Consider the following 21,119-nt stretch of genomic DNA (forward strand, 5'->3'; position numbering starts at 1 on the left):
GAGCATTGGAACCACCTGATCCCATCCCGAACTCAGCAGTGAAACGATGCATCGCCGATGGTAGTGTGGGGTTTCCCCATGTGAGAGTAGGTCATCGTCAAGATTAAATTCCGAAACCCCTATCTGCGTATGCAGGTAGGGGTTTTGTCTTTTTAGTCTCCCACAGACCGTTCTCTGATCAAGGCTTTGAGGGAGCGAGTTTGTTGCCACTAACTATGTAGTGCCACCCCCTACGCCCCTCTTGCCAAGCTCGAACCTCCAAACCTTCCCGGAGAATTCGAACATGACTATCGGCTCCAGCTACAACCATCCCGCTAATGTAGCCACCACGCAGGCAAGTCCTTCCAGCACCTGGGCTGCACGTTTCCCCAATCCTCCAGATCTCTGCTTCGACTACCGCAAACTGGTTGAGCAAGCGGGTGGTATCGCCAATTCCAGCCTCACAGACCATCGCATCTGTATTGTGGGTGCAGGTGTCACCGGCCTGACCGCTGCCCGCGAGTTGCTACGTTGCGGTTTCACTCAAATCACCGTGATCGAGCAATCTCAGCGTGTCGGTGGTCGCCACCTGACCGTAGTGAACAATCCTCATTCTTCTCCTGCATCGACGCCTTTCGAAATGGGCGCGATGCGCATGCCATTCTTTAATCGAACGGGTGAAGCCCCCAAAGATGGCTGCTCACTCATGGCCTATTACGCCAAGCTGTTCGATCTGCGCATTTCGGACTTTCCCAATCCAGGCACGCCCTGGGTCGCTTCCACCGGCATTTACTTGCAGGAAGGTGAGCTGGAGGGGGAGGGCGAGCCGAGGATGCTGATATGGAACAACCCTGACGGCACTACCCTGCCTCCTTCCACGGTCCTGCAGCAGGTCTATGCCAAATGGCACAGGTTTGCTGCACGGATGACGGAGCACGTAGCAACTGTATATGGCTCGCAGCGCTGGGAAGCGCAGTGGGCGGCCATCGTGGCTCACTATCACACGTTGTCATTTCGCGATCTGGTTCGCCTTCCAGCGCTTGACAGTTGGGATGCTGATGCCCCAGGCGATTTTGGCGGATTGGGTATGAGTCCTGAGGAATCGGCGATTTTTTACGCTATTGGCATTGGTGATGGCAGCTGGGGCGCCTTCTACGATGTGTGCTGTCTCTACCCACTGCGCACTGCGATCTTCGGGTTCAGCAGCCATCTGCAACTGGTCCATGGGCGAGTTGACGAGCAAGGCAACCCACTTCAAGCCCCTTATCTGGGCGATGCTGTACATGACAGCAAAGGTCTGAGATTCGCGACACCCAGCTACCTGGGGCTCGCTGCGTTGGACGAGTGCCTGTTGTTCATGGAAATCGGCGAGCTTGGAAAGTCACTCTATAGCCATCTACTGCAGCACAACGATGGCCTACTCACCGACTCTGCCGTTTCTGCTTTGAGCAAACTACCTGATGGAAAGGTTCGGGTTCAATATCAGTGGAATGTCAGCAACCCGGACAAAACCACGCCATTGAGCGCGGATTTTGACTCTGTGATCGTCACCCTGCCGTCTTGGTTGATTGAAACCAACGTCCATCTGGGAGATTTCACTTCGGCAATGCTGCCGAGCAGCATCATCAACGCCTACAAAACAGCCCATTGGGAGACCAGCTGCAAAGTCTATGCGCCGCTGAAAAAGAGCTTTCTGCGTAAGAATCGGCGCATCCCGCAAATTCTGGTTACCGACAGTTTCGTACATGATGTATACGCCTACCGATACAACGAAAGTTATGCCTACGACTGCATCTTGCTCAGCTACACCTGGGAGGACGATGCGACCAAGCTTGCTTCGTTCAGTGATGCTGAGCTGGCAAAGAAGTGCGTCAAAGAGCTGGACCGGATACTGTTGCGCTGCACAAACATAGAACAGCCAATTTCGCCTTATGTAGACACTGATAACGCCCGGGTTCAACGCTGGGTGACCGATAGAAATGCCTTGGGCTGCGCCAAACTCTACCGGGCGGGTACTTATTACGAGGCAATCAGCCTGATGAAATACAACCGCGATCTGAGTGAGCATTCAGGTCTCTACCTGGTCGGCGAATCGTTCTCTGTCGACGCGGGCTGGACCGAACCATGCTTTAGGACGGCTGTAGATTCGGTGATCAATATCTGTAGGAAAACGGGTGCTGCGTTCAACGGAGGGTTCTCCATGGACGACTATCCGCACTACCAAGTTAAGGTCTGAAAAAAGGTTGAAAAGGGCAAGTACCTCGATTGCCCTTTCCGCCGCTTGAGCACCTTCCTGCCAAGTCTTCGGAACTATCTGACTGTTTTACCTAACGTGCTCTCCGCTTAACTGGCGTCCCTCTCATAACAAAAAGAAGGACGTCGCCATGTCTGTGCACACTGCCCCCATTAGCCCTGCGCGTGTTGCGGTAATACAGTTCGACCCTCAGGTCGGACAACAGCACTGTGAAGACAACCTCTGCAGGGGACTTAAGCTCGCTGAGCAGGCCGTCGCTCAGGGCGCCAACTTGATCGTGTTGCCGGAGCTGGCCAACACCGGCTACACCTTCCACACCCGTGCAGAAGCCTACGAACACGCCGAGCCTCTTGCCGATGGGCCGAGCCTGAATCGCTGGTCGGCTTTTGCCCGAGAGCATCAGATCTACCTGGTGGCCGGTTTCGCCGAGCGTGATGGATTGAAGCTCTATGACAGCGCAGTGCTCTTTGGTCCGCAGGGACGGCTCGGCCATTACCGCAAGGCGCACTTGTGGAACCAGGAAAAGCTCTGGTTCACCCCGGGCAACCTGGGTTTTCCAGTGTTCGAAACGCCCATCGGCCGCATCGGCTTGATGATCTGTTGGGATATCTGGTTCCCGGAAGTGCCGCGCCTGTTGGCCCTGCAGGGAGCCGATATCATTTGCAGCCTGAACAATTGGGTCTGGACGCCACCACCGCTGTTCGATGCCAGCGGCAAGTGCATGGCGTCCTACCTGACCATGACCGCCGCTCACGTCAACAACATACATATCGCAGCGGCTAATCGCATCGGCAGCGAACGCGGTGGGCGATTTCTCGGTTGCTCGCTGATTGCCGGTACCAACGGCTGGCCAATCGGTGAAGTGGCCGGTGCTGAGAACGAGTGCATTATCGTTGCCGACCTTGACCTCAGCACTGCCCGTAGCGCGCCGATCTGGAACAACCTCAACGACTTGCCCCGTGACCGGCGCGTCGATGTCTACGGCTCGATGCTCGGGTATGACTTGCATCCGGCTCTGCCGCGCTGAGGGGCTGATATGGACAACTTTATTGAGCGACCTCGTAGCACTTTCATTCCACTGTTCCTGATGTGCCTGGGAATATCGCTTTTCACCAGTGTCGGTATCGAGGTGATCAGTGGCCGGGCAGAGGGCTGGCTGCAACGCTGGCCGGATTATGCGCACATGCTCGGTCACCTGGATGAGCCCATGGCGCGTCTGCGCTGGATTGTCGGCGATATCAGCGAAGTGGCCTTCTACAAGCATGAGTTGCCGGCACTGGGCTTGCTCGCCGGTGCGGCGCTTGCGCATTGGGCCAGCCGTAATGGCAAGCGCTGGCAGGGATTTGCCATCAGCTATGGAACCGGCCTGTGGCCGTGGCTGGTGATCAGCTCCCTGCTCGGTCTGCTGTTCAGCCACGCCTTGTGGGGCTGGACACTTAGCACTGGGACCTGGCAGCCGACCTTCGTCGCTTTCGTCTCGCTACCGGCGGCTATGGTGCTGTTGTTCGGCGCGGGCTGGAAGGTCGCCATCAATGGTGCGCTTCTGGGCGCACTGCTGGTAACCCCGGCCAGTCTGCTATTGGTCAACTACCTGTGTTATCCATTGCAGCTACCCGTGGTCATCGGCAATGTTGGCGGCATGGCGATCGCGAGTGTGCTGGCATTCATGCTGTGTCGACGTCACCCGATACTGATGCAATCAACGTCTGCTGCCGAGTCGCTACCAACAGCGACTGTGCTGGCGACCAAGCCTGACTATGGTGTGCTCTGGACGTTTCGTCGAGTGCTGGCAGATTTCAGCGAGGCGCCATTCTTTGGCAACGAGCTGGCCAGTCTTGGCTTACTGCTGGGGGTACTGCTGGCCTACGCCATTTCGCCCAGCGGCCCTGCCTATGGCTCACAGTTGCTCATCGAGATGATTGCCGGGCAGGCCCTGGCTTCGTTCATCGGCGTGCTGTTCTGGCGCCATCAATGGCGGCGTCTGGGTTGGTATCCCACCTATATACCGATTGTTTCTGTGGTGCCCGCCGCTGTGCTCACTCTGGGCGGCAGTTGGCAAGTCATCGTCCTCAGCGCCACCTTGGGGGCGCTAATGGCGCCGCCCCTGGCCCACGCCATCAGCCGGCGCTTGCCAAGTCATATGCATGGCTACATTGGCAATGTCTTGTCTATGGCGGTCTGTACCCTGGCTATCATCCCCTTCACTCGATTGATCACCGGAGCAACCCCATGAGCGCAGCCAAATGCCTACCACTGCTGGCGATTGGTAGCCTGGGTGGCACTGTCAGCATGCAGGTCGAAACAGCGGGCGAGGGGGTAACCCCGAGCTTGAGCAGCGAAGCGCTGTTGGCGGGCTTGCCACAGCTTGAAGGCTTGGCCCTCATCAGCGCCGAAACCCTGCAATTGCTACCCAGTGCATCACTGACCTTCACTCAGTTGCTCGACGTCCTGCAGTGGGCCGACGCCCAGGTAAAGAAGGGGGCTCAAGGTGTGGTGCTGACGCAGGGTACCGATACCCTGGAGGAGGTGGCCTATTTTCTCGACCTGCTTTGGCCGCATGACGCGCCTTTGGTGCTCACGGGGGCCATGCGTTCGGCCAACCAGGCCGGTGCGGATGGTCCCGCCAATCTGCTGGCTTCGGTGCAGGTGGCATTGGCTGCAGAAAGCCGTGGGCGAGGCGTACTGGTGGTCATTAATGATCAGGTTCATGCTGCGGTACATGTGCGTAAAGCCGACAGCCTGGCAATGCAGGCGTTCACGTCCTCACATTTCGGTCCTGAAGGGCTGCTGATAGAAGGACGTGTGTGCTACCTGAAACCACCGAGGCGGCGCTGTGTCCTTCCTGCACCCCAACGTCTGGATCATCGCGTGGCGTTGCTCGAAGCCAGCCTGTCAGCGGACACCTTGCTGCTGGAGGAAGTCGCACGATTGGGCTACGAAGGTCTGGTGATTGCCGGCTTCGGTGCCGGGCATGTGTCCCAGGAATGGGCACGTTGCCTGGGCCAGATCAGCCAATGGCTACCCGTTGTCGTCGCAACCCGAACCGGTGCTGGCACTACAGCCTCATGTACATACGGATTCAACGGCGGGGAAATGGACCTGCAGCGCAGAGGGGCGCGGATGGCAGGCTTCTTGTGCCCACGTAAATGCCGGGTACTGCTCTGGGTGTTGATAGGTTGTGGCAGGGAGGCTGAACTAGAGCGTCATCTGGACGTGCAAGGCCTGGCGCGTCCACTGCACAGCTGAAAGTGCGCGGGAGCCTGGCCCAGGCTCCCGCACAGGCTTACACGAACGCCTGAGGCGCCATGCCGCGCGGCAGGCGGCAGCGATCAGGCTGAGCGGCCAGGCGCACACGCCAGTTGGCCTTGAAGCAGAACGTGGTGGCTTGCACCTGGCTCGCTTGAGGCGCTTGGCTCGCCAGGCGCTGCTTGCGCAGTTCAGCCAGAGAAGGGGTGGCTTTCTTGGCTGGCACCGCTTCAGCTTTGACCAGGGACCGCTGACAGGATTTGCAATCGACCTTGTCGGCATCAGCAGTGAGGCTGAGGTTGTTGCCAGTGCGACCGCAAGCGACTGCGTCGCCGCTCGTTGAGTAATGCATTACCAAACCGTACATCTCCACACGTATGAACAAAAGCGCGGGCATTTTCGCACAGGTTGGCACGGGATGCGGCGCTAACCTTCATCGACTGTGGCCACTAAGGCGTCCAGTCCACGTCATGCTCCTCAAGATAGGCATCTACGGCGGCCCCGACCGTAGGCTGAAAGATGTCGCTGCCAATATGCTTCAACACCTCCAGGCGCTGGAGCTTGTCCTTGACCGGGTCTTTCATTTCGGCGAAGCGCAGCTCAATGTTTGCCGCACGCAGTAACTGCTCCAATTCCACCAGCATATCCGCCGAAGTAACGTCCACACTGGTAACCGGCTCTGCGGCTACTACAACCCGGCGCGCCTCGGTCGGAGATTTAGCGATGGCCTCCAGCACGCATTTCTGAAACAGCTCGGCATTGGCGAAGAACAGCGGCGCATCCCAGCGAAACAGTACCAGCCCTGGCACCAGGCGAGCGTTGGAGTAGCGCGAGATATCGTGATAGCCGCGGATCCCGTCAACGCGACCGAGTACCGTGTAGTGTGGACGCCAGCCATCCCAGAGAAACTCGATCACGGCGATGACAACCGCCAGCCCGATGCCAGGGACCGCACCGAGCACGACCACACCGATAAAGCAGGTAATCGACAGCCAGCATTCCCAGCGCTGGATACGGTAGATCCGCTTCAGGTCCTTGATCTCGAACAGGCCAATGGCGGCAGCAATCACCACGGCCGCAAGGGCGCTATTAGGCAGGTGTTGCAACAGGTTCGGTGCGAAAAGCAGCAACAGCGCCACACCGATGGCGCCGAACACACCGGTGAGTTGCGTGCGCGATCCCGCCGCTTCGGCAACCGGCGTGCGAGAAGAGCTGCTACTGATGGGAAAACCCTGGAACAATCCTGTTGCCAGGTTGGCGACCCCCAGACCGACCATTTCCTGATTGGGGTCCACCGGCGTGCGGGTCTTGGCCGCATAGGTGCGCGACAGCACGCTGGTGTCGGCGAACGACACCAGGGCAACGGCGAAGCCACCGATCAGCACGGTGATCAGGTCTGCGGCTTGCAGCCAGGGCACAGTGAAGGCGGGTAACCCTTGTGGCATCGAGCCCAGTACTTTCACATCGTGACTGGTATCGAGGCCTAGAGTGCCCACCACCAGCGTCGCGGCGACCACGGCGATGAGGATGCCGGGCACGCGTTTGTAACGCGTGAGCACAAGAATCAGCGCCAGGGTTGCGCCACCTACGGCAAAGCCCGCCCAATTGGCCTGGCCGGCCAGCAGCGCCTGACCGAGCGCCAGCACATCCCGCATAGGGCCGCTGCTCTCAACGGAAATGCCGAACAGTTTAGGCGTCTGGCTGATCAGTACCGTAAAGGCGATACCATTCATGTAGCCGTAGCGAATGGGCTTGGACAACAGCTCAGTGACAAAACCCAGGCGCAGCAGACCGGCGCCAATACACACCAACCCGGACACCAGCGCCATTGCACTGGCCAGGCTGATAGCGCGCATGGGATCGCCGCCGGACAATGGCAGCACCACCGCCAGGATGATGGCCGCCAGTGCCGAGTCGGGCCCGAGTACCAGAATGCGGCTAGGTCCGAACAGTGCATAGGCCAGCAGCGGTACGATGGTCGCGTACAGCCCGTAGATCCCCGGCACACCCGAGGCTTCAGCGTAGGCGATGCCTACCGGCACCAGCATGGTGGTCAGCACCAGGCCGGCGAGCAGGTCTTTGGGCAGATCGCCCATTTGGTACGCGCGCAGCACCTGCAGGCCGGGCAACCAGCGCTGCCAGCCGTTCTGAGTAGCGCCAGTGCGCGAAAGGGGAGTAGACGGGGTGAGTGGCCTTTCGTTCATGCAGTGCTATCCGTTGGCGTCGATAGGGCTCCTTGGCTGGAGCTTTTTAAGCATGGCTTACTATTGTGGTTGCGCCGAAAAACTTGGCTGCTGCAGATCAACTGCAACTGAATCACCTGCATCTGCCCCGGCCATTACCTGCCTCGATAAAGTCCCGGCTTTAACCTTATTGCAGAGGGGGATTGAGCCGTCCATCCAATGCAAAGCGCTCCTGCAGGACAACCTCGTAAAGGCCAGCAGCCAGCAGCGGGTTCATCAACAGGTTCCAGCTATGGGGTGCCACACAGGAAGGAATCAGCACCAAGGGATGCTGTTCCAACAGCCGGGCACCAAAGGCTTGCTGGCTACGGCTGGGGGTGCCCGGGGTCAGCCAGTTCAGGTTGGGTACATCCTTTCGCTCGACCTTGTACACCTTGGCGGTGTCCAGCACCCGTGCCGCTGTCAGCGTGTGCGCAACGCAGTCGAGCGTCTGGAAGCCTTTATGCACCGCCACTTCAAGAATGGCCGTAGCAGCATCAAGGCTGGCATAGACTACCTGAAACCCTTTGGGATTCCAGCGTCCGCCACACGCCTCTGCGCCAATGCCACTGTTCCACGAAGGCGCGTGCCTGGAATGGTCGAGACGCCAGAAATGCAGGTCATGGGCCAGAGGATCGGTCACCATCAGTAGACCCCGTAATCCAGTCGATTCAGGAAATCGCTGACCAGCTCATAGCCGACCGGATTGGACAGCAGGTCGATCGGCGACTCGCCGTCCAGCCCGAGCGCCGGCCGGGTCATCCACGCTTCGGCAAGCGCGCGGGTGCCGAACACCTCCTGCGCTTTCTCCAGCACCTCGGCGTAATACAGCGCCCTGGCACTTTGTTCAGGGCTCAGGGCTTCATCCTTGTTCTTCATCCGGCGGGCGAGGGTGCGCTCGGACAGGCCGACGATCTTCGCCAGCACGTTGTGGCGCTTGAAGGTTTCAACCGACTCGACCAGCTGGATGACGGAGCTGAGCGGAAAGCCACTTTGTGTGGCCTTGAACACCTCCATGCGGTCGTCGGTGTCGGTGTCGGGCAGCAGCAGATCGATAATCGGCATGCCGGTAGCGCTCGATGCTGACACACGGGCAGTACCGTAGGCTTTTTGCGCGGGTGTTTCGTTCAGCTGACGGGCTGACGCTTCAGTGCCCGTTGTGATCACTGACCCGGTATCGGCAGCTTTTGCTTTGCCAGGCTTTTTCGGCGACTTCCTGGCTTCTGTGTTTTCCGCGGTAGCAGACATGATCGGCGCTCCACTCTGGACATATGGCATTGAGTGTACTGCCAGTTGGCAGTGGCGTGAGAAAAGATTTGCGTCAGTGTGTGGCGTCAGTTGCTGACGGGTCGCCAATTCAATCCCCCAGCCCATGCAGCCGCAACGCCCGCTGCGCACACGCCCGCCAACTCAGCTTGCGCTTCACTGGCGACACCCTAGGCGCTTCCGCCGCCATCACCGCGGGCACATCGCGCAAGCGCACCCACGGCTCACTCTGCCAGTACAACAGGCTGGCCGTATGCCCACCCGGCCAGCACATCCGCCCCAGGCGCGGCAGGTCCGCCATCTCCGACTCCTGCCCGTCACGCAACACCGCCACCACCTCATGGGTCAGCCAATGCCGTAGGTGGCGGTTTTCCGGAATGTGATGGTGGGCGAGCAGGGTATAGGCCCCGGACTCGCTGACCATGGTGGTCGCCTGGTATTGGCCGTATCGAAGTAGTTGCACGCTGCGATGCTGGTCTGGGTCGAGCTTGCGGATGCAGTGTCCGTCGTAGAAGCGGCCTGTAAGTCGGCCGAGTTCGTGGGCGCAGAACCAGGCCTGGGACTCGAGCCAGAGGGTGTGGAGGGGGCGGTTGTGGCGGGTGAACAGTATTGGTTCATAGAGATCAGTCATGGCTGACCTCCGATGGAGCGGTGAAGAATGTTCAGGCGAGCCGCGTCTGCGAAAGGCCTGCGAGCGGGGGCGTCGGTAGGCATTTCCATAACCTCTGTGCGATATCAGCTTCTGAGGGCTGGGTGTCGGGAGCTAAGAAACCCCGTACAGAGGGCCGGACGTATTTCCCTTTCAGGTCTTGTATTAGCCCACTCCCGACATTACAGAGTGATTTTTGCGCGCAGCAGTAAACCACAGGCACAAAAATGCCGCATCTGTCGGGAGCGGGCTAGCCGCTGTACGGGCGTTTCTTAGGCGCCAAGCAGTACGGTAAGGGTGTTAGAAAACCGGGTCAATTGTTGCGGTGTAGGCCATTTCTGAAATTGGGAGATGTTGAGATGCGACCAACGCATATTTCTCTTGTCGACGTTAAATATGCGCTGGCGGGAAGAAGATTCAGCGGAGCCGGAGTCAATGCCCCAACGGGTTGGGCTTACTTATACCCAATACTTGGGATAGCTGCCCCGACTACGTATGTTGTTCAGACACCAGGCTACCGCGATGATCACAATTGAACCCGTCAAAACCGGCGTGACCAGAAAGCTGACAGGGGCACTTGCAGCGAGCACAACCAACGGATTAGCCCCTGCTGGGGCATGCAGGGTGCGTGTTTGTTGCATGGCTGCCAATGCCAGTCCCACGGCCAGTGCACCTGCCCACCATGAATTCCCAAGGAAGCCCAGAACCAAAAGCCCTACCAGGGTTGACACCACGTGCCCGCCGATAATGCTGCGCGGCTGGGCTAGCGGCGACTCCGGCACCCCGAAAGCAAGTACGCAACTTGCACCAAAGGAGGCCATCAGCCAAGGCACTCCGGAAATATAACTGAGCCAACCGGTTGCGCCGATGGTGATGACTGCGCCGATGAATGACATCAACGTGAAACGCAGAGAAGGTGCTGGTGGTGAACTGGATTTGAGCAGGGGAGCGATTGGCACAGAAGTAACTCCGAAACAGGGCAGGCACCAGAAGATACCGATCGGTATACCTGTATGTCAACCGATCGGTATACACTGCGTACCTACCTGTATGAGGCCCAAGGAAATGAGCACATCCGACACCATCACTGAGTCCGCTCTACGACTATTTTATCGCCAGGGTTATCACGCCTCCGGGGTGGAACAGCTAAGCCAAGAAGCTGGGGTAACCAAAAAGACGCTGTATCGCCATTTTCCGAGCAAAGAACACCTTGTCGAGGCAGCCTTACAGCGTCGAGATACCGAGTTCATGAGAAAAATGAGAGAAGCGGTGGAAACGGTTTCCGATCCGCTGCGGCCACTGGCATATATCGAATTCATCGCTGCATGGGTTCAGGAGTCAGACTTTCATGGTTGTGCCTTTATCAATGCTTCAGCCGAGTACAGCGGACAGACCGATCAGCCGCACATTTTGGCGAAGCAGCATAAGCAACAGGTTCTCGCTTATCTGGAAGATATCTGTACCGCCGCAAAGCTTAAGCAGCCATTCTTGGTCGCGAGGCAGTTGTTCTTAATCGGCGAAGGGTTGATCGTTACGTGCCAGGTTAATGGCCCCTCAACGGATGTCCTTGATTCGGCACGCGACATGGCGTTGATGCTGACAGGCAGGGAATTCGAGAAGTAGCCTGTAAATGGACGAAACGGACCTATCTAGGACGACCGCTTTTGGCCGATAGTGTCTTTCGCGAAGGGCATCTGACGGCCAGGAGCGGACATTTTTACTCGCCAGTAAAGTTGGCGAGCCAGAGTCGGCTTCGCGAAGTCGTAAGTATCACTGCAAGGGTACATACGACATTTAACGCCCGAGCTCAGATTCGCCCCTTCAGCTGTGAAGCAGCAGGAGTGTCGGATGGTGTTTTCGACTGGGGGGCAGAGCAAGAAAATAAAGCCAAGACGATGAAAGCAGCTGTAGCAATTAATGGCAGCGCAGCAATGTATTTGTTCGCGCTCACTTTAATAACGGGTTTCTCGCTAAGATGTTCAAATGCTACCGTGTACGGATGTTCTTTGTGCTGCTTGCGAAATTGAATAAGCACATCTTCAACGAGCGACATAGTACGAAGGACAGAAAGCGAAATTGCGAGAGAGAACATGCCGCCGAAGGCAAGAGCAATGGCACGTTGTTGCCCATCGTCGAGATTGAACGCAGCTACAAAATAAAACGACATAAAAATCAAGAACCAATTCACACGGGTTGCTAACAATCCCTCAAGATACTGACGTTCGTTTTGAAAGTCGTTTTGCATGTCAGCTTTTTCGTCGTCAATCATGGCATTCTCTCCAGCGCGCGCCGAGCCGTCCAGCCATCACTAGACACACGCCTTATGGTGCTTCTAAAACCAAATTTAGTCGATAATATTTCAGCTAGAGCAGCTCCTCCAGCTCTGGAGTTCAGTGTGCAAAGAATTTTATTTACCATGGAGGAAAGTCCTAAATTTATTGAGCTAAATAATCATAGATGGTTCCTGGCCAGAATTCCTGCGGCTAAGTAAAGACACAGATTTATTTAATCGGACGGCCCTTTCCGGCTAACTTCTACCTATCATGACTGGCCGGTTAGGGCCGATAGCTGCCGATGGTAAGCATCGTTTTTACCAGAAACGGATGAAGTGTTCCGCCACCTCAAGCACCTGATTTCCAAATCCAACGCACACAAAAAAGGCCGCCTTTCGGCAGCCTTTCTTCGAACCCGAGCGGAAAATCAATCCCAGCTCAACGCCCCACCCGTCTGATACTCAATAACCCGCGTCTCAAAGAAGTTCTTCTCCTTCTTCAAGTCCATGATCTCGCTCATCCATGGGAACGGGTTGGTAGTCCCTGGGTACTCTTCCTTCAAACCGATCTGCGACAGGCGACGGTTGGCGATGAACTTGAGGTAGTCCTCCATCATCGCCGCATTCATGCCCAGTACGCCGCGTGGCATGGTGTCGCGGGCGTATTCGATTTCCAGCTGGGTGCCCTGCAAAATCATCTGCGAGGCTTCTTCCTTCATTTCGGCGTCCCACAGGTGCGGGTTTTCGATCTTGATCTGGTTGATCACGTCGATACCGAAGTTCAGGTGCATGGATTCGTCACGCAGGATGTACTGGAACTGCTCGGCAACGCCGGTCATCTTGTTGCGGCGACCCATGGACAGGATCTGGGTGAAGCCGCAGTAGAAGAAGATGCCTTCCAGAACGCAGTAGTAGGCGATCAGGTTGCGCAGCAGCTCTTTGTCGGTCTCGACGGTGCCGGTGTTGAATTCCGGATCGGAGATCGCGCGGGTGTAGCTCAGGCCCCAGGCGGCTTTCTTCGCGACCGACGGGATCTCGTGGTACATGTTGAAGATCTCGCCTTCATCCATGCCCAGCGATTCGATGCAGTACTGGTAGGCGTGGGTGTGGATCGCCTCTTCGAAGGCCTGGCGCAGGATGTACTGGCGGCACTCCGGGTTGGTGATCAGGCGGTACACGGCCAGGGCCAGGTTGTTGGCAACCAGGGAGTCGGCGGTGGAGAAGAAGCCCAGGTTGCGCATGACGATACGACGCTCGTCGTCGGTCAGGCCTTCCGGGTTTTTCCACAGGGCGATGTCCGCGGTCATGTTGACCTCTTGCGGCATCCAGTGGTTGGCGCAACCGTCCAGGTACTTCTGCCAGGCCCAGTCGTATTTGAATGGCACCAGCTGGTTGAGGTCGGCGCGGCAGTTGATCATGCGCTTTTCGTCAACGGCGACACGGGCAGCGGAACCTTCCAGCTCAGCCAGGCCTTCGGCGATGTCGAGTTGGTCCAGGGCAGCCTTGGCACGCTTGACCGCTTCGGAGTCATCGGCGGTTACCGCACGGGCTTCCAGGGCGGCAACACCGCCAGCGTTATCCAGCTTGTCGATGCCTGCGGCAGCGGCTTGAGTGGCGGTGGCGCCTTTGGCGGCTTCTTCGCCGTCGTCTTTGTCGAATTCGTCCCAGCTCAGCATGGTGGGTCTCCTGCTTGAGGGCCATATTCAGTATGGCCGGTGGATCTTGGTTGCGGTGCTTGCGGTTGGGTACTGCGGTGCACGCAAAAACTTGGAATGCTTCCGGGAGCGGGGCTCCTCGGAGGAGGTCAGGGGTGTCCCTGACCTTTTTGTCTGATGCTGTGGGAGGGGCGGGGTGTGCCCCTGTCGCGGAGCAAGCCCGCTCCCACAGTGCTTTCAGAACTTATTGGCAGGCTTCGCAATCCGGCTCGTCGATCGCGCAAGCCTTAGGCACTGGCGCTGGGCCCGCAGCCTGGATCGGGGCGCTGTCGCCACCGCTGGAAACGGCGTTGAGCTTGCCGGTGTTGATGGTCGACTTCTCGGTGCTGGTCGCAGCCAGGGCACGGAGGTAGTAGGTGGTTTTCAGACCACGGTACCAGGCCATGCGGTAGGTCACGTCGAGTTTCTTGCCCGAAGCGCCAGCGATGTACAGGTTCAGCGACTGGGCCTGGTCGATCCACTTCTGACGGCGGCTGGCGGCGTCGACGATCCACTTGGTTTCCACTTCGAACGCGGTGGCGTACAGGTCTTTGAGTTCCTGCGGGATGCGCTCGATCTGTTGTACCGAACCGTCATAGTACTTGAGGTCGTTGATCATGACCGAGTCCCACAGGCCGCGGGCCTTGAGGTCGCGAACCAGGTACGGGTTGATCACGGTGAATTCGCCCGAGAGGTTCGATTTCACGTACAGGTTCTGGTAGGTCGGTTCGATCGACTGCGATACGCCAGTGATGTTGGCGATGGTCGCGGTCGGCGCGATGGCCATGATGTTCGAGTTACGAATACCATTTTGTACGCGAGCACGTACCGGTGCCCAGTCCAGGGTTTCGTTGAGGTCGACGTCGATGTACTTCTGGCCACGGGCTTCGATCAGGATCTGTTGCGAATCCAGCGGCAGGATGCCTTTGGACCACAGCGAGCCCTGGAAGGTCTCGTAGGCGCCACGCTCGTCGGCCAGGTCACAGGAAGCCTGGATGGCGAAGTAGCTGACCGCTTCCATCGACTTGTCGGCGAACTCGACGGCAGCGTCGGAACCGTAGGCAATGTGCTGCAGGTACAGTGCGTCCTGGAAGCCCATGATGCCCAGACCGACCGGACGGTGCTTGAGGTTCGAGTTACGCGCTTGCGGCACCGAGTAGTAGTTGATGTCGATCACGTTGTCGAGCATGCGCACGGCGGTGTTCACGGTGCGTTGCAGCTTGGCGGTGTCCAGCTTGCCGTCATTGATGTGGTTCGGCAGGTTGATCGAGCCCAGGTTGCAGACCGCGATCTCGTCTTTGTTGGTGTTCAGGGTGATCTCGGTGCACAGGTTCGAGCTGTGGACCACGCCGACGTGCTGCTGCGGCGAACGCAGGTTGCACGGATCCTTGAAGGTCAACCATGGGTGGCCGGTCTCGAACAGCATCGAGAGCATCTTGCGCCACAGGTCTTTGGCCTGGATGGTCTTGAACACCTTGATCTTGTTGTACTCGGTCAGGGCTTCGTAGTACTCGTAGCGCTCTTCGAAGGCCTTGCCGGTCAGGTCGTGCAGATCCGGTACTTCGTTCGGCGAGAACAGGGTCCACTTGCCGTCATCGAAGACGCGCTTCATGAACAGGTCAGGGATCCAGTTGGCGGTGTTCATGTCGTGGGTACGACGACGGTCATCACCGGTGTTCTTGCGCAGTTCGATGAATTCTTCGATGTCCAGGTGCCAGGTTTCCAGGTAGGCACACACGGCGCCTTTGCGCTTGCCGCCCTGGTTAACGGCAACGGCGGTGTCGTTGACCACTTTCAGGAAGGGTACGACGCCCTGGGATTTACCGTTGGTGCCCTTGATGTAGGAGCCCAGTGCACGCACAGGGGTCCAGTCGTTGCCCAGGCCACCGGCGAATTTCGACAGCATGGCGTTGTCGTGGATCGCGTGGTAGATGCCCGACAGATCGTCCGGCACGGTGGTCAGGTAGCAGCTCGACAGCTGTGGACGCAGGGTACCGGCGTTGAACAGGGTCGGGGTCGAAGCCATGTAGTCGAACGACGACAACAGGTTGTAGAACTCGATCGCACGGGCTTCTTTGTTTTTCTCTTCCAGCGCCAGGCCCATGGCCACGCGCATGAAGAACACCTGAGGCAGTTCGAAACGCACGCCATCCTTGTGGATGAAGTAACGGTCGTACAGGGTCTGCAGGCCCAGGTAGGTGAATTGCTGGTCGCGCTCGTGGTTGATCGCCTTGCCCAGTTTTTCCAGGTCGAAGTCGGCCAGGGCAGGGTTGAGCAGTTCGAACTCGACGCCCTTGGCCACGTAGGCCGGCAGGGCCTTGGCGTACAGTTCGGCCATTTCGTGGTGGGTGGCGCTTTCGGCCACGCCGAGGAAGCCCAGGCCTTCGGCACGCAGGGTGTCCATCAGCAGGCGGGCGGTGACGAACGAATAGTTCGGCTCGCGCTCGACCAGGGTACGGGCGGTCATCACCAGGGCGGTGTTGACGTCGGTGAGGGCCACACCGTCGTAGAGGTTTTTCAGGGTTTCGCGCTGGATCAGCTCGCCATCGACTTCGGCCAGGCCTTCGCAGGCCTCGGTGATGATGGTGTTCAGGCGGTTCATGTCCAGTGGCGCGAGGCTGCCATCGGCCAGGGTAATGCGGATGCTCGGGTGCGGCTGCACGGCGGCGTCTTCGGCGTGAACACGGGTAGCACGCTCTTTGGCGCGCTGGTCGCGGTAGATCACGTAGTCGCGGGCAACTTTTTGCTCGCCGGCACGCATCAGGGCCAGTTCGACCTGGTCCTGGATTTCTTCGATGTGGATGGTGCCGCCCGATGGCATGCGACGCTTGAAGGTCGCGGTAACCTGTTCGGTCAGGCGGGCAACGGTGTCGTGGATGCGCGACGAGGCAGCGGCGGTGCCGCCTTCAACTGCGAGGAACGCCTTGGTGATGGCCACGGTGATCTTGTCGTCGGTGTAGGCGACGACAGTGCCATTGCGCTTGATCACACGCAGTTGGCCTGGGGCGGTAGCAGCCAGATCCTGGTTCGAATCAGCGGCCTGCGGCGCCTTGGCCAGCGGGTTCTCGCGAGTTGTGTCGGTTTGCATGGGTGTCTCCACGTTCTCTAAGTTTGTTTAGGCGCTTTGTGGGCGCCCGCCGTTCCGTCCGAAAGCTCAACAACCGACGCTGATGACACGCGGGAACACGACGCTCCGGCATGCCGAGCAGGTCGGGCATACTCACTTCGGGACAGTTCAGGAATAAGGGGCAATTTCTTGCCGCTCCCTGGCCGAAGTCAAAGGTTCTGAATCCACGACTCAAAACTGTTGCTGTACGGTGTGCCTATGGCTAGCAACACTCGTACCCGAAACAACACCCTCCAAGGGTTTGCAACGGAAGCCTGCGCAGGAGCGGTTTGGCTGCTGAATGCTTCTAAAGTTCAAGCAAAAAAACCACTGCCTGAGGGCTTGAGTTCTTTGCTTGACTTGTGCTTGGGATTTGCGTCAAACCCCAAGATGTAGTGTTTTGTTTCGATAGGGATACAAGATAATGCGGTCTTGGGGGTATTGCAAGGTCGTGCCCTGTGGATAACTTGTGAGTAGTTTGTGAGTGATTTTGGCTAACGCCTTGTAGGCCGCGTCTTCGCGCCAGATGACCGTCCGTCACCCTTTTTTTCACTGACTGCGGTTATCCAGGCGGATATTTTCGGGCGCGCACCCTACCACAGATCCGATAGCCTTCCGAGCCATCCGCCCCGTGGTTTTTTGCCGCTTGTGGTGACGGTTGGCAGGCGTCGGTGCCCGACGTAGTATCCGGGGCCGATGTTGCCTTTTGGTGAAGCCGTTCCCAGGGCACTCTTTAATAACAACAAGCCGTCGAGGTGAGCCGTGGAGCAGCAGCGCAGTCAGGTGTTGATCGTCGAGGATGACCAGCGTTTGGCCGATCTGACCCGAGAGTACCTGCAGGCCAACGGTTTTGCCGTCGAGGTCGAAGGTGATGGGGCCAAGGCGGCGGCGCGGATCATTGCCGAGCAGCCGGACCTGGTGGTTCTCGACCTGATGCTGCCCGGCGAAGACGGCTTGAGCATCTGCCGCAAGGTTCGCCAGCAGTTTGCCGGCCCGATCCTCATGCTCACCGCGCGCAGTGATGACCTTGACCAGGTTCAGGGCCTGGACCTGGGCGCCGATGACTATGTGTGCAAACCGGTGCGCCCACGCCTGTTGCTGGCGCGTATCAATGCCTTGTTGCGGCGCAGTGAGCCGGTTGCTGAAACTGAGCCTGCGCAATGCCTGCAGTTCGGGCCACTGCGGGTGGACAACAGCCTGCGTGAAGCCTGGCTGCGGGATGAAGGCATCGAGTTGACCAGCGCTGAATTCGACTTGCTCTGGCTGTTGGTCAGTAACGCTGGACGTATCTTGTCCCGTGAGGAAATCTTCACCTCGTTGCGCGGGGTGGGGTATGACGGCCAGGACCGCTCAATTGACGTACGTATTTCCAGGATTCGCCCGCGAATCGGTGATGACCCCGAGCACCCGCGGATGATCAAGACCATCCGCAGTAAAGGCTATTTATTTGTGCGCGAGGCGGCCGAGGCCATGGTCCAGGCGCGATGAACTCGATTTTTTTGCGCATCTATGGCGGCATGCTCGCCGCTCTGGTGCTGGTGGCTGTGCTCGGGGTGCTCAGTGTGCACCTGCTCAACGAGGTGCGTGCCAGCCAGTACCGCGAGCGCCTGGCCCACGGTACGTTCACCCTGATGGCCGACAATCTGGTGCCGCTGGGTGAGGTTGAGCGCAAACGCACACTGCTGATCTGGGAGCGCTTGCTGGGCATCCCGCTGAAACTGCAAACCCTGGCGCAGGCTGGCATCGACGGTGGCCAGCGCAGCCAGCTGCAGCGTGGTCAGGTGCTGGTGGAGAAGACCGGCCCGCATGCGGCCAAGGTCATGCGCCAGATCGGTACTGAGCCTCTACTGCTGACGGGCGAGGTGGAGCAAATCAGCGAGCAACTGGCGCGGGCGACGATTTACCTGCTGGCTGATGAGCTGGTGCGCTACCCGATTGGCGAGCAGCCGCGGCGCTTGGCCGAGCTCAAGCAAAGCAAGGGCTTTGGTTTCGACTTGAGCCTGCGGCGTCTGGAGCAGACCGACATGGACGTGGACCAGCGCCGCCGTGTCGATGAAGGTGACACGGTGATGACCCTGGGCAAGGATGGTGACTCGATCCGCGTGGTGTCCGGGATGGCCGGCACCCCCTGGGCGCTGGAGATCGGTCCGCTGTACCAGATGAATCCCTACCCGCCACAACTGCTGGCACTGATCGCCGTGCTCGGGCTGTGCCTGATTGGCCTGATCGTCTATTTGCTGGTGCGTCAGCTGGAGCGGCGCTTGTCCGATCTTGAAACCGCCGCTACGCGCATTGCTCAGGGCAGCCTGGAAACCCGCGTGGTCGCCGATGATGCCGACTCGGTCGGACGCCTGGCCGCGGCTTTCAATGGCATGGCTGAACACCTGCAGCGTTCGTTGACCATTCAGCGTGAGCTGGTGCGCGCGGTTTCCCACGAATTGCGTACCCCGGTGGCGCGGCTGCGCTTCGGTCTGGAGATGCTTGCCAGCGCGCGTGATGACCAGGCTCGGGACAAGTATCTGAGTGGCATGGACGGCGATATCCAGGACCTGGACAAGCTGGTCGACGAAATGCTCACTTACGCCCGCCTTGAGCAGGGCGCACCGGCTCTGCATTTTCAGCGGGTCAACCTGGATGCCTTGCTGGATCAGGTGATCACTGAGCTTTCTCCTCTGCGCAGTGACGTCAGGGTCGTGCGCGGGGCGTGTCAGGGTGCAGGGCAAGGCCCGGATGCACAGGGACCCTGGGTCGAGGCCGAGCCGCGCTATTTGCACCGGGCCGTGCAGAACCTGGTGAGCAATGCGATGCGCCATGCCGAATCAAAGGTCAGCATCAGCTATCAGTTGGGTGTGCAGCGCTGCCGGATCGATGTTGAAGATGACGGCCCGGGCATACCGGAAGATGTCTGGGATCGAATTTTCACCCCCTTCACCCGACTCGATGACAGTCGCACCCGCGCTTCGGGTGGTCATGGCCTGGGTTTGTCGATTGTGCGCCGGATCATCTACTGGCATAACGGCCGGGCCTCGGTCGGACACAGCGAGCACTTGGGCGGCGCCTGTTTCAGCCTGAACTGGCCGCGCACTCAGGGGGCGCAGTGAGTGTCTTGCTATCGCTTGAGCAGGTACTGGAGCCGACACGCTTCGAGTCCTTGCTGCTTGAGCTGTATGGCCCCGAGCTGATGCCCGCGCAGCGCCCGGTGCTGGTGTCGCAGTGGTCCAAGTACTACTTTGCAATGGTCTGGCAGACGCTGCTTGGCGGTTCGGTGTTGCCGGTGTTTGCTGCAGCCGAGGTGGCTCTGGATGCCCGCGGCCTGCCATGCGCACTGGCAGGGCAGGGCGGACAGTGCGCTGGGCTGGAGGCGATACTGGAACACCACCTGCAACCGCTGGTGTTGCGCCTGGCAGCGCTGGGCGCTGTGGCGCCGGGGGTACTCTGGGGCAATGCCGGGGATTGCCTGGATCAAGCGCTGCAACGCGCCGAGGGTGATGGCAGCGGTTTAGGCGGTTTGCTCACTTCGCCTGACAGCCCGCTGTATGCCGCTGTCAGTGTGGATGTGCTGGGCAGGCGTTGCCGACGCACGTGCTGCCTGAGTTACAAGGTCGACTGGGTCGGGCACTGCGAGCACTGTCCGTTACTGGCTTGAAGCTCAGACGCTGACCAGGCTCAGCAACTGCTCATCCTGCAGGCTGAACTGTCCTTCAAGTTCCTTTCCTTTATGCCACTGCGCCGACAGGTCGGTCAGCAGGCGCAGGCGGGCATGGCCATCGGCTGACCAGGCCAGCACTTCGGCGTGCTCAAAGTAGAAACGCTGCCGGACGATAGGGTAGAGGGCCTTGAACAGGCTTTCCTTGAGGGAAAAGGTCAGGGTGACGGTCAAGCCCGTCCGACTGCTATCCATCCTGCGCAGTTCGCCCTCGGTGAGGATCTCCCGGGCCAGGCGTTCGGCGCGTTCGTCACTGAGCAAACTCTCCTGGTCCAGCCCCAGCCCCTGGCAATCGCTGCTGCGCGCTACTACCGCCGCCGCCCAGCCTTTGCCGTGGGTGATCGAGCCACTGATGCCGGCGGGCCAGATCGGTGAGCGGTCCTCGTGGGTACCAGGTACATACTCGCGCCCATCCAGGCGCAGCAAGGCCGCTCGCGCGCATACCCTTCCGGCCAGGTACTCGGCCTGACGCTTGGCCACTGAGCGTTGCAGGCTCGGCGTTTGCTCGATGCCGGCGCGGGTGAAGTCGTCGCTGCTCAGCAGCGCCGGATCGAAGGGGCAACTGACCAGTACCGCACCGGGGGCCGGGCGGGGCAGGGGCCAATGGTGCAGCAGCGGCGCGCAGCAGGAAGGGAGTCGGTTCATGGGCGCTATTGTGCCGTGGCTGTGGGGGGCTTTCCACTGACAGCTGTTCCTGCCAGCTGTTCAGCCCAGGTTCAGGCAGG

General features: G+C 59.1%; 18 protein-coding genes and 1 rRNA gene. 9 read left to right on the top strand and 10 right to left on the bottom strand.

From position 1 onward, the window contains the following. From rrf to C6382_RS18970, 5 genes are all read left to right on the top strand, one after another. Nucleotides 1-103: ribosomal RNA gene (gene rrf, locus C6382_RS18950) — 5S ribosomal RNA — on the top strand; the annotation flags it as partial. Between the two features lie 180 nt (nt 104-283). Then, nucleotides 284-2,215 (top strand): FAD-dependent oxidoreductase, encoded by a 1,932-nt coding sequence (locus C6382_RS18955; protein ID WP_107025891.1) that lies wholly within the window; start codon nt 284-286, stop codon nt 2,213-2,215. Between the two features lie 148 nt (nt 2,216-2,363). Next, a complete protein-coding gene (locus C6382_RS18960) occupies nt 2,364-3,260 on the top strand; it encodes a nitrilase family protein (RefSeq protein WP_107025892.1) in 897 nt (298 codons plus the stop codon). Between the two features lie 9 nt (nt 3,261-3,269). Further along, on the top strand, nt 3,270-4,466 hold the full coding sequence (locus C6382_RS18965; protein ID WP_107025893.1) for a hypothetical protein: 1,197 nt from the start codon (nt 3,270-3,272) through the stop codon (nt 4,464-4,466). Then, on the top strand, nt 4,463-5,479 hold the full coding sequence (locus tag C6382_RS18970) for an asparaginase (protein WP_107025894.1): 1,017 nt from the start codon (nt 4,463-4,465) through the stop codon (nt 5,477-5,479). Before C6382_RS18965 ends, C6382_RS18970 begins: the two co-directional genes overlap by 4 nt. Before the next feature lie 37 nt (nt 5,480-5,516). Here C6382_RS18970 and C6382_RS18975 read toward each other — a convergent pair whose 3' ends face one another. The 6 genes from C6382_RS18975 to C6382_RS19000 form a co-directional block, all read right to left on the bottom strand. Beyond that, a complete protein-coding gene (locus C6382_RS18975; RefSeq protein ID WP_107025993.1) occupies nt 5,517-5,831 on the bottom strand; it encodes a hypothetical protein in 315 nt (104 codons plus the stop codon). A 97-nt stretch (nt 5,832-5,928) separates the two neighbouring features. After that, entirely contained in the window at nt 5,929-7,683 is a 1,755-nt protein-coding gene (locus tag C6382_RS18980) for a SulP family inorganic anion transporter (RefSeq protein WP_107025895.1), read from the bottom strand. Between the two features lie 166 nt (nt 7,684-7,849). Next, nucleotides 7,850-8,347 (bottom strand): RES family NAD+ phosphorylase, encoded by a 498-nt coding sequence (locus C6382_RS18985; RefSeq protein WP_107025896.1) that lies wholly within the window; start codon nt 8,345-8,347, stop codon nt 7,850-7,852. Beyond that, complete coding sequence (locus tag C6382_RS18990; protein ID WP_256589144.1) at nt 8,347-8,949, bottom strand: antitoxin Xre/MbcA/ParS toxin-binding domain-containing protein; 603 nt, start codon at nt 8,947-8,949, stop codon at nt 8,347-8,349. Before C6382_RS18990 ends, C6382_RS18985 begins: the two co-directional genes overlap by 1 nt. Before the next feature lie 109 nt (nt 8,950-9,058). Further along, nucleotides 9,059-9,598 carry a Bro-N domain-containing protein gene (locus tag C6382_RS18995; RefSeq protein ID WP_107025897.1) on the bottom strand — a complete coding sequence of 180 codons (540 nt, stop codon included), beginning with the start codon at nt 9,596-9,598 and terminating at the stop codon, nt 9,059-9,061. A 476-nt stretch (nt 9,599-10,074) separates the two neighbouring features. Then, a complete protein-coding gene (locus tag C6382_RS19000; RefSeq protein ID WP_107025898.1) occupies nt 10,075-10,575 on the bottom strand; it encodes an HPP family protein in 501 nt (166 codons plus the stop codon). 106 nt (nt 10,576-10,681) lie between these two features. Between C6382_RS19000 and C6382_RS19005 the strand changes: the two genes are divergently transcribed. After that, a complete protein-coding gene (locus tag C6382_RS19005) occupies nt 10,682-11,239 on the top strand; it encodes a TetR/AcrR family transcriptional regulator (RefSeq protein WP_107025899.1) in 558 nt (185 codons plus the stop codon). 184 nt (nt 11,240-11,423) lie between these two features. Here the strand turns inward: C6382_RS19005 and C6382_RS19010 are convergent, their stop codons facing one another. The 3 genes from C6382_RS19010 to C6382_RS19020 all read right to left on the bottom strand — a co-directional run bounded on the left by C6382_RS19010 (nt 11,424) and on the right by C6382_RS19020 (nt 16,670). Beyond that, complete coding sequence (locus C6382_RS19010; protein ID WP_107025900.1) at nt 11,424-11,885, bottom strand: hypothetical protein; 462 nt, start codon at nt 11,883-11,885, stop codon at nt 11,424-11,426. A gap of 431 nt (nt 11,886-12,316) precedes the next feature. Then, nucleotides 12,317-13,564 (bottom strand): ribonucleotide-diphosphate reductase subunit beta, encoded by a 1,248-nt coding sequence (locus C6382_RS19015; protein WP_107025901.1) that lies wholly within the window; start codon nt 13,562-13,564, stop codon nt 12,317-12,319. Nucleotides 13,565-13,787: 223 nt separating this feature from the next. Further along, nucleotides 13,788-16,670, bottom strand: coding sequence for a ribonucleoside-diphosphate reductase subunit alpha (locus C6382_RS19020; RefSeq protein ID WP_107025902.1), 2,883 nt, complete (start codon nt 16,668-16,670; stop codon nt 13,788-13,790). A gap of 780 nt (nt 16,671-17,450) precedes the next feature. On the opposite strand from C6382_RS19020, the gene C6382_RS19025 reads away from it, so the two are divergent. Genes C6382_RS19025 through fhuF form a run of 3 tightly spaced genes read left to right on the top strand, consistent with a single transcriptional unit; the run spans nt 17,451 to nt 20,334 of the window. After that, entirely contained in the window at nt 17,451-18,176 is a 726-nt protein-coding gene (locus C6382_RS19025) for a response regulator transcription factor (protein ID WP_107025903.1), read from the top strand. Beyond that, nucleotides 18,173-19,789 (top strand): ATP-binding protein, encoded by a 1,617-nt coding sequence (locus C6382_RS19030; protein WP_107025904.1) that lies wholly within the window; start codon nt 18,173-18,175, stop codon nt 19,787-19,789. Before C6382_RS19025 ends, C6382_RS19030 begins: the two co-directional genes overlap by 4 nt. Continuing rightward, nucleotides 19,786-20,334 (top strand): siderophore-iron reductase FhuF, encoded by a 549-nt coding sequence (gene fhuF / locus C6382_RS19035; RefSeq protein WP_107025905.1) that lies wholly within the window; start codon nt 19,786-19,788, stop codon nt 20,332-20,334. Before C6382_RS19030 ends, fhuF begins: the two co-directional genes overlap by 4 nt. A gap of 3 nt (nt 20,335-20,337) precedes the next feature. Here fhuF and C6382_RS19040 read toward each other — a convergent pair whose 3' ends face one another. Next, entirely contained in the window at nt 20,338-21,039 is a 702-nt protein-coding gene (locus C6382_RS19040) for a 4'-phosphopantetheinyl transferase (RefSeq protein ID WP_107025906.1), read from the bottom strand. Nucleotides 21,040-21,119 lie beyond the last annotated feature (80 nt).

It is taken from the genome of Pseudomonas sp. BBP2017, assembly GCF_003024385.1.
GTDB lineage: Bacteria > Pseudomonadota > Gammaproteobacteria > Pseudomonadales > Pseudomonadaceae > Aquipseudomonas.

What these genes read in the sequence shown, in the direction of transcription:
- C6382_RS18960 (WP_107025892.1), top strand. Translation starts at nt 2,364, where the DNA reads ATGTCTGTGCACACTGCCCCCATTAGCCCTGCGCGTGTTGCGGTAATA.
- C6382_RS18955 (WP_107025891.1), top strand. Translation starts at nt 284, where the DNA reads ATGACTATCGGCTCCAGCTACAACCATCCCGCTAATGTAGCCACCACG.
- C6382_RS18985 (WP_107025896.1), bottom strand. Translation starts at nt 8,347, where the DNA reads ATGGTGACCGATCCTCTGGCCCATGACCTGCATTTCTGGCGTCTCGAC.
- C6382_RS19020 (WP_107025902.1), bottom strand. Translation starts at nt 16,670, where the DNA reads ATGCAAACCGACACAACTCGCGAGAACCCGCTGGCCAAGGCGCCGCAG.
- C6382_RS18975 (WP_107025993.1), bottom strand. Translation starts at nt 5,831, where the DNA reads ATGCATTACTCAACGAGCGGCGACGCAGTCGCTTGCGGTCGCACTGGC.
- C6382_RS19010 (WP_107025900.1), bottom strand. Translation starts at nt 11,885, where the DNA reads ATGATTGACGACGAAAAAGCTGACATGCAAAACGACTTTCAAAACGAA.
- C6382_RS18995 (WP_107025897.1), bottom strand. Translation starts at nt 9,598, where the DNA reads ATGACTGATCTCTATGAACCAATACTGTTCACCCGCCACAACCGCCCC.
- C6382_RS18980 (WP_107025895.1), bottom strand. Translation starts at nt 7,683, where the DNA reads ATGAACGAAAGGCCACTCACCCCGTCTACTCCCCTTTCGCGCACTGGC.
- C6382_RS18965 (WP_107025893.1), top strand. Translation starts at nt 3,270, where the DNA reads ATGGACAACTTTATTGAGCGACCTCGTAGCACTTTCATTCCACTGTTC.
- C6382_RS19030 (WP_107025904.1), top strand. Translation starts at nt 18,173, where the DNA reads ATGAACTCGATTTTTTTGCGCATCTATGGCGGCATGCTCGCCGCTCTG.
- C6382_RS19015 (WP_107025901.1), bottom strand. Translation starts at nt 13,564, where the DNA reads ATGCTGAGCTGGGACGAATTCGACAAAGACGACGGCGAAGAAGCCGCC.
- C6382_RS19005 (WP_107025899.1), top strand. Translation starts at nt 10,682, where the DNA reads ATGAGCACATCCGACACCATCACTGAGTCCGCTCTACGACTATTTTAT.
- C6382_RS19040 (WP_107025906.1), bottom strand. Translation starts at nt 21,039, where the DNA reads ATGAACCGACTCCCTTCCTGCTGCGCGCCGCTGCTGCACCATTGGCCC.
- C6382_RS18970 (WP_107025894.1), top strand. Translation starts at nt 4,463, where the DNA reads ATGAGCGCAGCCAAATGCCTACCACTGCTGGCGATTGGTAGCCTGGGT.
- C6382_RS18990 (WP_256589144.1), bottom strand. Translation starts at nt 8,949, where the DNA reads ATGTCTGCTACCGCGGAAAACACAGAAGCCAGGAAGTCGCCGAAAAAG.